We start from the raw sequence: 12,485 nt of genomic DNA, 5'->3' as shown, positions 1-12,485 counted from the left end.
ACTGGCGAACACCAATTGAAGTCTTTTTGCTTAATTTGCGTCACTAAATTTGTTCAAGTTATTTATTGCAATCTGCCTAATTTAAAACAAAAAACTGCTGGAGCGAACCCCAACGGTCTTTTGCGGAATGCTATTAATGGTCACTTAGTTTTGGTGGCTGATAACAGCGTCACTTGGTAAACTACCTGAGAAGTCTTGGTATTGTACTTGTGAACTGCCCTTAGCGGTGTAACGGTCCATTCCGTCACTATCGACATGGTGGGTAACACCTTCAGAGTCAGTCCAAGTAGCAACATCACCCAGGCCAAGTTGCTTTTCTTGGTTTTGCTTTACAGTACTGCTTTGGTTAGCGGCCTTTGCTGGAGCAGTAACATTGTTGTTGGCATTAGAAGTACTAGTACTAGTGCTGGAACTCTTAGCAGTGGCAGCAGCATTTGCACTCTTCGTCGAAGTACTGCTCTTTGAAGTGCTAGTAGCGGATGATTGTGATTGTTCGCTAGTAGACTTGCTTTCAGCCTTCTTATGACTGCTTTGCTTAACAACCTTTGCGCTTGAAGCTTCGTGTGTCTTATGGGTAGTCGTTGCACTATTCGTAGCGCAACCGCCTAAACCTAAAGCAAGTAATACAACTAATGGACTATTTAATAACTTTTTATTTAATTTCATCATAATAGCACCCCTTCCGCAATGTTTTTGTACATTGTTGTTCTCTTTCAATGTTTATAGTGTAACACGTTTGAAATATTTATGTAACCTTTTAGTCAATAAAATGACAATTAATTTCAAAATTAACCATTTTTTGTAACAAACGTCTATTAAGTAGCGAGTGTCAGCTAGCCTTTTTTCTTAAAAAGCCGTACTATATTAGGGTAGTTATATCTGTAGAAATGAGGAATGCTCTTGAAGGAAAAGTATTACCACTGGCTTTTTTGGCCGATATTATTGCTATTGGTTGCCACGCTAATCCTGGTTTGCACCAAGATTCAGTTTATCTTCCAACCATTTTTTACCTTTATTTCTGTTGTCTTTGTTCCATTAATTTTATCGGGTTTCCTATATTACATGTTAAATCCAATCTTAAAATTAATGATGAAATTACGGATTGGCCGGTTTCACTTTAACCGGGGAGTTGCAAGCTTACTCCTGGTCCTCCTGTTAATTTTGATTATTGCTGGAACGTTAACCGCACTGATTCCACCGGTAATTAAGGAAGTTACAACCCTCGTTACCCACATGCCGCAAACCGTTAGTGGTCTGCAAAAGCTGTTAAATGATACTATCCAGCATTCACCGCTAAAGAATGTCGACATGTCCTCATATTACCGGCAGTTTGACCACCAGTTAGCGAAGTATGCGCAAGTGATATTAAAGGGCCTGTCTTCCCGGGTTGGTGATATTGTTAACGCCGTTACTAATATTACCGTTGTGACGATTACGGTCCCGGTAATGCTGTTCTATATGCTAAAGGATGGGTCAAAACTGGCACCAAGCATCCAGCGCTGGCTGTCACCGCACCATGCCAAGGAAGTTGACCAACTACTCGGTAAGATGAACGATACCTTGTCCTCCTATATTGCGGGGCAGGTAATTGAATGTTTGTTTGTCGGCGTCTTTACCACTCTTGGCTACCTTTTAATTCACCAGCCAATGGCGTTGGTATTGGGGATTGTTGCCGGTCTTTGTAACATTATTCCGTACATTGGGCCTTACATTGGGATTGCACCCGCTCTGTTTGTCTCATTGACAATGGCACCGAAGAAGTTAATTCCAGTTATTATTGTGGTTCTGATTGTGCAACAGATTGATGGGAACGTGATTTACCCGAATATTATTGGTAAGAGCCTGCAGATTCACCCGTTGACGATTATCCTATTATTGTTGGCAGCGGGGCATATTGCCGGTATTGCGGGAATGATCCTCTGTATTCCGGCCTACGCGGTTGTCAAAACAATTTGTGAGTACATTTTTGATATCTACCGGATTGAGCACCCGGTAAAAGGTGAAAAACAGTAGGGAGGGAGCTGTGCCACATCGCTTATATGTTGTGTCACACAATATCTCTGTAATATTGAAAATAAGGGTCCGTGACATTTGGCTTTGTCACGGACCCTTATTAAGTAATTATGATTTCTACTACCGCTACTCGTCTTCATCATCAACGATCACATAGTTACCGGTAATGAACTGCTTTTCGCCAATCTGGTACCAAGTAATTTCACCATTATCATTCAACTTGCCGGTAATGTTAATTCGCTTACCGTCGGGGATGGAACTTACCTTCTTGCCATACGGTGCATCGTAGACATCGACTTCCTTATTTGGCAAGTAGTCAATTGTTCCCTGAACGTTTTTGAGTGGCAGGATTGTCAGCTGGTCGGCGAGGGTAGAGTGGTGGTCTTCTTCATCATCATTATAAGGATTATTAACTACCCGCATTCCGTCATACTTAACCCACTGGTCAGCGCCGAGTTCATACCATGTTTCGCCATCAGCGGTATTTACCCGGTGGAAAGCTTTGACAACAATCCCGGACAGCAATGGTTCGTTGACGGGCATCCCATTCACCCGGTCATAAACTGTAATTTGCTGGTCAAGTTGGAGGTAGAGGTCGACATCTTCAACTTCCTGCCAGTTGTCCTTACGGTAATACAACTTGACATCCTTCCGCTGCATATCAAACGTTCCCTCAGCCGGACCTTCTAATTTTATAAAACGGTACCGTGGGAAGTCCTTTTTATCAACGTGGTACTTGCACCCACTAATGCCGCGCAAAAGCTGGGGAACCATCAAATTTTCTCCAGTATCAATGTCGATATAATAAACCCAAATCGGGTTACCAGTCTTAAAATGCTCTAGCATATTTCCACCCCGTCACGATATTTACTATTAATTGTATTATAACTCATTTTTAAACCAGCGCGGAGGGGACAAATAAAGTGGCGAAACACAGGTGCTTTTGGTAAAATTAGTGCATTAAACAGCAGGAGGCCCCTTATGAAACGTCGTCAGCAGATTCGGCGAAATACGATCCGGTCAATTTTTATTGCTATTATCATTTTGCAAGACTTCGTGCCCTTCCTCGGGAATATCCCACTGGGGCCTTTAAGTATTACCACGATGCACGTGACGGTAATTGTAGCGGCCGTTGTTTTGGGCCCGGTTGACGGCGCAATTATCGGTGGTACCTGGGGACTATTGACCTGGGTTCGGGCGTTCGTCGCACCATCAAGCCCAATCGCTCCGCTGGTAATGGTCAACCCACTTGTTTCGGTTGTACCACGGATTTTAATTGGGGTGGTTGCTGGTTACCTTTACCGGTGGATCAGTCGGTGGACACAGCGGAAAAAGTTGGCAATGACCATTGCGGGAATTGCCGGCAGCCTAACTAATACGGTACTTGTCCTTGGCTTCATCTACCTCTTTTACCGGACGCCAGCTGTTGCCCAGGCCTATGGTGTTAATGTTGACCACTTGCTGCCGGCCCTAGAAGCAATTATGGCAACGAACGGAACGGCTGAACTTATCTTTGCAGCGATTGCGGTACCGCTAATTGCTTACCCCGTTTCTGAGGTTCACCGACGTCTTGCAGCAATGTAATTTAAACAAAAAATGAGCTCCAACGCCCAAAAGAGGCGGGAGCTCATTTTTATTTACTTATCACTATCTTCACTGTCGTTTGTTGTTGTAGCTGGTTCCTGGTTGCCAGCGGCAGCAACAACGGTGATGTTGCCATCGTCATTTAACTTAGCTGCAAGGTTCTTAACGTCGCTGTGGTCGAGAACGTAGTCGGCAATCCGGTCTTCAATTTGTTCCTGGATAACCCGGCGAAGTGGACGGGCCCCCATCTTTGGATCGTAACCAAGGTCGACCAGCTTCTCATCGACATCTTCTGGAACATCGATGTGCAGGTTCTTGTCAGCCAGCATACCGTTAACATCATTGATCATCAGGTCCACAATCTTCATCAAGTCGTCCTTAGTAAGCGCGTTGAATTGAACAATGTCATCAAAGCGGTTAAGGAATTCTGGCTTGAAGTAGTTCGTTAACTTGTCAAGGATGGAGTGGGTAGAACCAGAAGCTTCAGCACCAAAACCAACACTTGCAACTGCATCACCAGTACCGGCGTTAGAAGTCATGATGATGATCGTATCCTTGAAGCTGACGGTCCGGCCTTGTGAATCGGTCAGGCGACCATCATCAAGAATTTGTAAGAACATGTGCATAACATCCGGGTGCGCCTTTTCAACTTCGTCCAGCAGGATCAAGCTGTAAGGGTGACGACGAACTTGTTCAGTCAATTGACCGGCTTCTTCATAACCAACGTAACCAGGAGCAGCCCCAATCAGCTTGGAAGTAGAGGTCTTGTCCATGTATTCAGACATATCGAACCGGATCATGGCATCCTTTGAACCAAAGAGTTGCTTTGCCAATTGCTTAGCAGTTTCGGTCTTACCAACACCAGTTGGACCAACGAAGAGGAAGGAGCCAATTGGCCGACCAGACTTATTCAGACCGATCCGGTTACGACGGATTGCCCGGGCAACCTTGTCAACGGCTTCATCTTGACCAATTACGTGTGCTTCCAGCTTCTTATCAAGGTCCCGCAACTGGTTTTCTTCTTGTTGTTGAAGGTCACCAACAGGAATATTGGTCTTTTCTTCGACAATCTTTTGCATGTCCTTGTCAGTAACCGTTGCCGATTCCTCAGTGTGGTTTTCTTCAGCGTCCTTCTTTACCTTTTCCAAGCGGGTAACTTGGTCCCGGTAGAAGGCAGCCTTTTCGTAGTCTTGGTTATCAACGGCTTGTTGCTTGTGGGCTTCTGCCGTGTGGATTTCATTTTCAATCATGTTTGGATCAGCCGTCTTCAGGGTCAGGTTCTTCCGTGAACCAGCTTCATCCAAGAGGTCGATCGCCTTGTCGGGCAGGAACCGGTCTTGGATGTAACGGTCAGAAAGCTTGGCCGCTGCAACAATGGCGTCATCCGTGTACTTAACGTGGTGGTAATCTTGGTAACGACCCTTAATTCCGTTCAAGATCTTGATGGTTTCTTCAACGGATGGTTCGTCAACTTGAACTGGTTGGAACCGCCGTGCAAGTGCGGCATCCTTTTCAATCTTCCGGTATTCGTTTAAGGTCGTTGCACCAATTAATTGGAAGTCACCACGGGCAAGTGCTGGCTTCAAAACGTTACCGGCATCCATACCGCCTTCAGCATTACCGGCACCCATGATTTCGTGAATTTCATCGATGAAGAGGATAATGTTGTCGTTCTTCTGAACTTCCTTCATTAACTGTTGCATCCGTTGTTCGAATTGACCACGGATACCAGTACCTTGAACCAGTGAAACGACATCAAGCCGGATAATTTCCTTGTTAGCCAGCTTTTCTGGAACTTCACCAGAAACAATTGCTTGGGCAAGACCTTCAACAACGGCGGTCTTACCAACACCGGCTTCACCAATTAATACCGGGTTGTTCTTAGTCCGCCGGTTAAGGATTTCGATTACCCGCTTGATTTCGTTGTCCCGACCAATAACCGGGTCAATCTTACCTTGACGGGCCATTTCGGTTAAGTTAATCCCGTATTGACCAAGGATTCCCTTGCCGCCACGACGACCGCCGCCTCGTTGCGCTTGTGCTCCTGGGTTTTGACCATTGGCACCGGCAGCTTGGCCTTGCATGTTGTTCATGGCATTCATTAAGTCTTCGAAGCTTCCGAAGTTGAAGTTGTTCATACCGTTACCTCCATTAAACAGATTATTTTGTAAGCCTTGTAATTTTTGATAGCATTCTTGGCAGAGGTCGACTTGGACCAGCTGTCCGTTAATATTCATTTGTAAATGAATCGTAGCAGGGTTCTTATGGCAGTTTTGACATAGCATGTAGTTGAGTACCTCCCTGAATAGTGTTTCGTCAAAAAATGTTTGACCATTCTTGACCTTTGATTATATTATACTTACTTTTTATTACGACGCAAGCCATCTGACTCGGCTTAATAAAAAAAGTAAATTTGCCCATCACCGGGCCAACAACTAAATTTTAGCACTCTTTGATAATGATTGCTAAAATGATGATCGTAATTGTGTATAATAGGAACAGAAAGTGGATTGGAGGTTTTATTAATGCCGGAAAATGATTTTGAGCAGCAACTCGATGACTTACGAACGGGGAAGATCGACCAATTTGAGATTACCCCGGAAAACTTCCAAGCCTTCCAGCGTGTCTACCATGCTTACCCATACCGGACACAAATTGAGGGAAAGGCTAATATTGGCGGTAAGGTTATCTATCGTTTAATTAAAAGATAAGTACTTTGCTTCGTCTTGTATTTACCGCTTACAATTGCTAAAATGTATCTATCGAGGTGTATCAGTGGTAAACTAGTCACTGATAAAAGTAAATCTGCTCGAAGGAGACTGATTAAAAATGGAAAAACGCGATTTTACTATTACTGCTGAAACAGGTATTCATGCACGTCCAGCTACCATTTTGGTACAAGCTGCATCAAAGTTCTCATCTGACGTTACCCTTTCATACGAAGGCAAGAGCGTCAACCTGAAGTCCATCATGGGTGTTATGTCACTCGGTGTTGGCCAAAACGCTAACGTTACGATCACTGCTAGCGGTGACGACGAAAAGGAAGCTTTGGATGCTGTTGCTGAAACGATGAAGAAGGAAGGATTGACTGACTAATGTCTTTACTGCTCAATGGGTTGGCGGCGAGCAATGGGATTGCAATTGCTCCTGCCTACCTATTAGTGGGGTCAGATTTGTCCGTTCAAAAACAGTATACGAATGATAAGAATCATGAGGTCGACCGGCTTCATGGTTCTTTTGCTTTAAGCGAGCAAGAGTTGCAAGTCATTCGTGAGCAGGCCCACCAGCAACTTGGTCAACATGCGGCGACCGTGGTGGATACTCAGTTGGCGATGTTAGGCGATCCAGCCCTGTTTGATGAAATTAAACAGCTAATTCAAAAGGATGAGTTTACCGCTGAATGGGCGGTAAAAAAGGTAGAAGACCACTACCTGAATATTTTTGAACATCAAAACGATAATGACTATTTGCAGGCCCGGGCAACTGCCATGAAGGATGTGGCGAAGCGACTGCTCAGTCACCTTCTTTCCGTTGCGTTGCCGGATCCAAAGAAGCTGGACCACCGGGCAATTATTGTTGCAAAGAATGTAACGCCAACTGATACGGCCCAGTTTAACCGTCACCATGTGGCTGGCCTGGTCACTGACACCGGTGGTCGGACGTCGCACTTTACAATCATGAGCCGGACCTTATCCCTCCCAGCAGTTGTAGGAACGGGGAATGCCACTAAGCAGATCCACGACGGGGATTTGCTAATCGTTGATGGGATCCACGGTAAGGTCTTGGTAAATCCAACTGAGGACCAACTAGAGCACTACCGTTTGCTAGCTGGTAGGTTTGCCCGTGAACAGGCTTCATGGGGTGCACTTCGGGACCAGCAGACAGTGAGTGCTGATGGCCGCCATTTTGAAGTGGCTGCCAATGCTGGAACCCTTGATGACCTGGAAGATGCTCGTAATAACGGTGCCGAGGGGATTGGCCTTTTGCGGACCGAATTCCTCTATATGAACCAGTCGAAATTGCCGGAAGAAGATGAACAGTTTGCTGCGTATAAGCGTTTTGTTTCGGTAATGAGTGAACAACAGGTAGTGGCCAGGACACTCGACCTTGGTGGTGACAAACGTTTCGGCCTAATGTCCTTGCCGGAAGAAAATAACCCTTACCTTGGCTTCCGGGCGATCCGGATTGGTCTTGCTAAGCCAGAAATCCTGCGGCCCCAGTTACGGGCAATGCTGCGTGCATCGGTTTATGGACGGCTGGCAATCATGTTCCCGATGGTGGCGACGATTGAGGAATTCCGGCGGGCACGGGCAATCCTTGATGATGAAAAGGAAAAGCTGCTTACAGAAGGAGTACAAGTGGCCGATAATATTGAGGTCGGGATGATGCTTGAGGTACCATCTGTTGCAATGATGGCGGACCTCTTTGCCCAGGAAGTGGACTTCTTTAGCATCGGCAGCAATGATTTAATCCAGTACCTGTTTGCGGCTGACCGGGGAAATGCCAGGGTTTCTTACCTGTATCAGGAATTGCACCCAGCTGTGTTACGGACGGTTAAACGGGTGATTGATGCGGCCCATGCAGAGGGTAAATGGGTTGGCATGTGCGGCGAGATGGCAGGTAATCCACTGGCAACGCCGCTGTTAATGGCGATGGGGCTTGACGAGTTTTCGATGAATAGCAACCAGATTTTGCATATCCGGGCGCTAATCAAGAAGCTCAATACCCGTAAACTCCAGCCATTAGTTCACCGGGCGCTTGACGCTAAAACCGCTCCCGAAGTAACGAGGTTAGTACGGGAATTTGTTCCGGATTTAAAAGATGAATAATTACCATGAAAGCCACGACATGATAACTTTTGTTGTGGCTTTTAGTGTTGCAGTTCACCTTTAAGAAAGCTTAAATCTCCCAATAAAAGCTTGTCGCGTTTGCCGAAAAATTTTACAATAGGAGAAATGTGACTTTTGCGAAAGACAACTGGATTTAGTATAATTAGCGACATTATGCATAAAGAAAGATTGGAGCAGTTAGTGTGAATATTGGTCTTTTTACAGATACATATTTTCCGCAGGTGAGCGGAGTGGCGACCTCAATTAAAACCCTTCGTGACGAATTGACTGCTCAGGGACACAATGTCTATATTTTTACGACGACTGACCCGAAGGCAAAAGAAGATGACGTTGAAAATGGCATTTATCGGTTCCCTAGCATCCCGTTTGTTTCCTTTACTGACCGGCGGATTGCGGTTCGTGGTGCCTTTCGGGCAATCCGTCTTGCTAAGAAATTCCAGCTTGATGTTGTACATAATCAAACTGAATTTGCGCTTGGCCTGATTGGGAAGGCGGTAGCACGTGAACTTAAAATCCCGTGCCTCCACACCTACCACACGATGTACCAGGACTACCTGCACTACATTGCAAATGGCCATATCGTTAAGCCAAAGAACGTGGCTACTTACGCTCGCCTCTATATGAAGAGTCTGGACGGGGTAGTAGCACCAAGCAAGCGGGTACTCGACACTTTGCGTTCTTATGGTATTAAGGTACCGATTCGGATTATCCCAACTGGAATTAACTTACGGGTATACCAGAAGCAAGATTCACCGGAAGAAATTTCAGCGTTGCGGGCTAAGTATGGTTATGAAGATGATACGCCGGTCCTGCTGTCGCTAAGTCGGCTGGCTTATGAAAAAAATATCCATGCCTTAATTGATGCCATGCCGGATATTCTTGTTGGAAAGCCGGATGCCCAGCTGTTAATTGTTGGGGATGGTCCGGCACGTAAGACCCTGGAAAGACAGGTTCGCCAGCTTAACCTTACTGACCATGTTCAATTTGCTGGCGAAGTTAAGAACGAAGAAGTTCACCATTATTACCAGATGGCCAACGTCTTTGTCTCTGCGTCTGATTCAGAATCACAGGGTTTAACTTATGATGAGGCCCTGGCTTCAGACTTGCCAATTGTTGTCATGCGCAGTGTCTATACGGATGAATTAATTGATGACCCAGCGATCGGGATGAGCTTTCAAAAGCGGGCGGACTTAGTAAAGGGCGTACTGCATTACCTTAACAATCCTGATACTGAGGAGTCTCATACTAAACGGCAGGAAAAATTGCATGCAATTTCTGCAGAGGTATTTGTACAGCGGATAGTTGCGTTTTACCGTGACTGTCAGGATAAGATGACGGCAGAGGAAGAAGTTAAATTACAGCACCGCCACCACTTATTTCATCGGTTAAGGAGTTAGTGATGATTAAGATTACGATGTTTTCGTCAGCAGATAAGGTTGCTGGCCAGGGGGTCGGCAGTGCCTATCTTGAGTTGATTAACCTGCTGAAAACTCATTTTACAGGTGAGTTTGACGTTGAAATAAACCACTATCGTAAAAGTGACATCAGCCACTACCACACGATTGACCTCCCATTTTACTTCTCTACTTTTTCACGAAAGCGGGGACGGAAAGTGGGGTATGTCCATTTTTTGCCCGAAACATTAGAAGGCAGTTTAAAAATCCCACAACCTTTCCGTGGGATTTTTTATCGTTATGTGATTGCCTTTTATAAACGGATGGACCACCTGGTTGTAGTTAACCCATCCTTTATCGATAAACTTGTTGCATATGGGATCCCACGTAACAAGATTACCTATATTCCAAATTTCGTGGATGCTAATCGTTTTCACCCGGTTGATGAAGGTGAGCGGCAAAAACTCCGGGACAAGTTTAACCTTCCGCAGGATAAGTTTGTTGTCCTTGGCAGTGGCCAGGTCCAGGAGCGGAAGGGGGTCCCAGACTTTATCCGTTTGGCGCGGCAAAACCCGGACGTTCAATTTGTGTGGGCCGGTGGTTTTTCCTTTGGCCGGTTAACGGATGGTTACAGTGAATTAAAGCGGGTAGTAGACAATCCGCCAGCTAACTTGCTTTTTACTGGAATCGTGAGTCGGGACGAAATTGCGCAGCTTAATAATGCGGCGGACCTTTTTCTGCTGCCATCATTTAATGAGCTTTTCCCCATGTCAGTGCTTGAGGCGTTTAGCTGTGGGACACCGGTGATGTTACGGGATCTTGACCTCTATCATTCAATTATTGCGGGTGACTATGAACCGGCGAAGGATGTTGAAGAGATGCAGGAGAAACTGACGCTGTTGAGAAATGACCCAGCACGGTTAGCTCATTGGCAAAAACAGGCGCGTGTTGCCTCAAAACGTTATTCAGAAGATCACTTAGCAAAAGTGTGGTTTGACTTTTATCATGAGCAGGTGCAGGAGGGGGTTGACAATGAGTAGAAAAAACTGGATTGCGCTGGTGGTAATGATGCTAATTGGTGGCGGAATTATCATCTATTCCCTTCGAACGGTCAACCTACATCTTCTAGTCCGAGATTTCTTTACCCTGAACTGGGGATGGATGCTGGTTGCCTTAATCTGCATTTGTTTATACCTGGGACTAGAAGGGGTAGTCGTAAAGATATTCATGAATAATCGTCATCCTGATTTTACTTGGAAGGATGCGCTACGGCTGCCTCCAATTGAGCAGTTATTTAATGGGATTACGCCTTTTTCAACTGGTGGACAGCCAGCTCAATTAATAGCAATGCTGCAGTGTGGTGTTGATGGTGGGCTGGCAAGCTCGGTTTTGTTAATGAAGTTTGTGGTTTTCCAGGCAATGATTGTGATTAACTTTCTGATCAGTCTACTGATTGGCTTCCACTTTATTGCTGAAAAACTACATGCGTTATCGCTATTGGTAATACTAGGTTTTATGATCCACTTGGGAGTAATCTTAGGATTGTTGCTGGTGATGTATTGGTACAATTTCACTAAGCGGGCAATGAACATTTTGATTAGGCCTTGTGGATGGTTCATGAGGACGGAACGGTATGAACGGATGCGGGTGACGTTAAACGAGAAGGTAGATTCCTTTTATCAAGAAAGTCTCCGAATTAAGCAGGAGTATCGAAAGATGGCAAAGGTGTGTGTAGTTACACTTTTCCAGCTCTTTTTCTACTATGCGATTCCGTACTTTATTATGCTTGCGCTGGGTGTCCATGGGATGAACTTCATCATGGTGCTTAGTTTACACGTTTTGATTTTTATGATCATTTCACTGTTTCCGATTCCAGGTGGTGCTGGTGGTGCCGAGTATTCATTTTCTGTTTTATTTGCCAGTTTCATTGGTTCTGGAAGCAAGCTGGTTTTGGCAATGATTCTTTGGCGGCTCTTAACGTATTATTTCGGGATGATCGCAGGAATGGTTGCATTGTTTGTTAAACCGGATAAAATTAAACGTGATGTTGAAGGTGAGTAGTGGCGACATTACTCATTTTTTGATTTGAGGAGGTATGTTGGGTGAGTGAGTCACAACTTGTACAGATCATTCGAAGATTAGAGGCAATGAAACGCGATCAAACTGGGAAACGACAGAAAAGAACTTTTGAACAGTTCGGAATTCCTGTTTGTGAAGTAACATATACGGGGGAGGATGATAACTTTATTTTTGTCCGCTTCCGGCCGCAAGAACGTTTCCGCTTTGATGATATCGACTTAGTTGCGATTGAGGTTTACGATTGCTTATATGATTTACAGCATACTTTTTAATTTTTTGGCAAAAAAGTGTTGACGTGGAGTTTGATGCTTGGTATATTATTACTTGCTGTTACGAAGTGATTACAAAAAGCTTTCAAAACAGTTGTTGACAGAGATTTGTTTCTCTGTTATTATGATTAAGTTGTCTCGTGAGAGCTTAATAAGTTAAGAAAATTTCTTCTTGACAGTTACTTGATGAGATGATAGAATTTAGGAGCTGTTTATTGACAGCTTGGTAGACCTTTGAAAACTGAACAAAGTTTCGACGAATCAAATGTGTAGGGTCTTCGATCACTTCGGTGATT

13 protein-coding genes are annotated in these 12,485 nt (G+C 44.9%); 10 read left to right on the top strand and 3 right to left on the bottom strand.

What is annotated here, in order from left to right; genetic code table 11:
- Positions 1–180, top strand: a 180-nt coding sequence (locus tag QOS07_RS08700; protein ID WP_283588560.1) for a hypothetical protein, incomplete at its 5' end; no start/stop codon positions are given.
- On the opposite strand, the gene QOS07_RS08695 is transcribed toward QOS07_RS08700, so the two are convergent.
- The gene (locus QOS07_RS08695; protein ID WP_326521333.1) at positions 145–669 is read right to left on the bottom strand and encodes a hypothetical protein; all 525 of its coding nucleotides are present in this window, start codon (positions 667–669) and stop codon (positions 145–147) included. The genes QOS07_RS08700 and QOS07_RS08695 overlap by 36 nt on opposite strands.
- A 225-nt stretch (positions 670–894) precedes the next feature.
- Between QOS07_RS08695 and QOS07_RS08690 the strand changes: the two genes are divergently transcribed.
- Entirely contained in the window at positions 895–2,013 is a 1,119-nt protein-coding gene (locus tag QOS07_RS08690; RefSeq protein WP_283588559.1) for an AI-2E family transporter, read from the top strand.
- 126 nt (positions 2,014–2,139) lie between these two features.
- On the opposite strand, the gene QOS07_RS08685 is transcribed toward QOS07_RS08690, so the two are convergent.
- Entirely contained in the window at positions 2,140–2,859 is a 720-nt protein-coding gene (locus QOS07_RS08685) for a MucBP domain-containing protein (protein WP_283588558.1), read from the bottom strand.
- 135 nt (positions 2,860–2,994) lie between these two features.
- Between QOS07_RS08685 and QOS07_RS08680 the strand changes: the two genes are divergently transcribed.
- Positions 2,995–3,597, top strand: a complete 603-nt coding sequence (locus QOS07_RS08680) for an ECF transporter S component (protein ID WP_283588557.1) — start codon at positions 2,995–2,997, stop codon at positions 3,595–3,597.
- 53 nt (positions 3,598–3,650) lie between these two features.
- Here the strand turns inward: QOS07_RS08680 and QOS07_RS08675 are convergent, their stop codons facing one another.
- Positions 3,651–5,882 carry an ATP-dependent Clp protease ATP-binding subunit gene (locus QOS07_RS08675; protein ID WP_283588556.1) on the bottom strand — a complete coding sequence of 744 codons (2,232 nt, stop codon included), beginning with the start codon at positions 5,880–5,882 and terminating at the stop codon, positions 3,651–3,653.
- Positions 5,883–6,122: 240 nt separating this feature from the next.
- Here QOS07_RS08675 and QOS07_RS08670 point away from each other — a divergent pair, with 240 nt between their 5' ends.
- The 7 genes from QOS07_RS08670 (at position 6,123) to QOS07_RS08640 (ending at position 12,192) form a co-directional block, all read left to right on the top strand.
- A complete protein-coding gene (locus tag QOS07_RS08670) occupies positions 6,123–6,308 on the top strand; it encodes a hypothetical protein (RefSeq protein ID WP_283588555.1) in 186 nt (61 codons plus the stop codon).
- A gap of 118 nt (positions 6,309–6,426) precedes the next feature.
- Positions 6,427–6,693, top strand: a complete 267-nt coding sequence (locus tag QOS07_RS08665; RefSeq protein ID WP_283588554.1) for a phosphocarrier protein HPr — start codon at positions 6,427–6,429, stop codon at positions 6,691–6,693.
- A complete protein-coding gene (gene ptsP / locus QOS07_RS08660; RefSeq protein WP_283588553.1) occupies positions 6,693–8,426 on the top strand; it encodes a phosphoenolpyruvate--protein phosphotransferase in 1,734 nt (577 codons plus the stop codon). Before QOS07_RS08665 ends, ptsP begins: the two co-directional genes overlap by 1 nt.
- Before the next feature lie 203 nt (positions 8,427–8,629).
- Positions 8,630–9,844: a glycosyltransferase family 4 protein gene (locus tag QOS07_RS08655; protein ID WP_283588552.1), complete on the top strand. Its 1,215-nt coding sequence runs from the start codon at positions 8,630–8,632 to the stop codon at positions 9,842–9,844.
- Between the two features lie 2 nt (positions 9,845–9,846).
- Positions 9,847–10,881, top strand: a complete 1,035-nt coding sequence (locus QOS07_RS08650) for a glycosyltransferase family 4 protein (RefSeq protein ID WP_283588551.1) — start codon at positions 9,847–9,849, stop codon at positions 10,879–10,881.
- Positions 10,874–11,902, top strand: a complete 1,029-nt coding sequence (locus QOS07_RS08645) for a lysylphosphatidylglycerol synthase transmembrane domain-containing protein (protein ID WP_283588550.1) — start codon at positions 10,874–10,876, stop codon at positions 11,900–11,902. Before QOS07_RS08650 ends, QOS07_RS08645 begins: the two co-directional genes overlap by 8 nt.
- Before the next feature lie 41 nt (positions 11,903–11,943).
- On the top strand, positions 11,944–12,192 hold the full coding sequence (locus QOS07_RS08640) for a YkuJ family protein (protein ID WP_283588549.1): 249 nt from the start codon (positions 11,944–11,946) through the stop codon (positions 12,190–12,192).
- The last annotated feature ends 293 nt before the right edge of the window (positions 12,193–12,485 follow it).

This window comes from Limosilactobacillus viscerum (assembly GCF_947387525.1).
GTDB lineage: Bacteria > Bacillota > Bacilli > Lactobacillales > Lactobacillaceae > Limosilactobacillus > Limosilactobacillus viscerum.
The sequence above is the reverse complement of the archived record's forward strand: the minus strand, read 5'-3'. Positions and strand labels throughout refer to the sequence as shown.

Excerpts from the sequence above, each read along its gene's own strand:
- QOS07_RS08695 (WP_326521333.1), bottom strand. The coding sequence starts at position 669 with ATGATGAAATTAAATAAAAAGTTATTAAATAGTCCATTAGTTGTATTA.
- QOS07_RS08690 (WP_283588559.1), top strand. The coding sequence starts at position 895 with ATGCTCTTGAAGGAAAAGTATTACCACTGGCTTTTTTGGCCGATATTA.
- QOS07_RS08685 (WP_283588558.1), bottom strand. The coding sequence starts at position 2,859 with ATGCTAGAGCATTTTAAGACTGGTAACCCGATTTGGGTTTATTATATC.
- QOS07_RS08680 (WP_283588557.1), top strand. The coding sequence starts at position 2,995 with ATGAAACGTCGTCAGCAGATTCGGCGAAATACGATCCGGTCAATTTTT.
- QOS07_RS08675 (WP_283588556.1), bottom strand. The coding sequence starts at position 5,882 with ATGCTATGTCAAAACTGCCATAAGAACCCTGCTACGATTCATTTACAA.
- QOS07_RS08670 (WP_283588555.1), top strand. The coding sequence starts at position 6,123 with ATGCCGGAAAATGATTTTGAGCAGCAACTCGATGACTTACGAACGGGG.
- QOS07_RS08665 (WP_283588554.1), top strand. The coding sequence starts at position 6,427 with ATGGAAAAACGCGATTTTACTATTACTGCTGAAACAGGTATTCATGCA.
- ptsP (WP_283588553.1), top strand. The coding sequence starts at position 6,693 with ATGTCTTTACTGCTCAATGGGTTGGCGGCGAGCAATGGGATTGCAATT.
- QOS07_RS08650 (WP_283588551.1), top strand. The coding sequence starts at position 9,847 with ATGATTAAGATTACGATGTTTTCGTCAGCAGATAAGGTTGCTGGCCAG.
- QOS07_RS08645 (WP_283588550.1), top strand. The coding sequence starts at position 10,874 with ATGAGTAGAAAAAACTGGATTGCGCTGGTGGTAATGATGCTAATTGGT.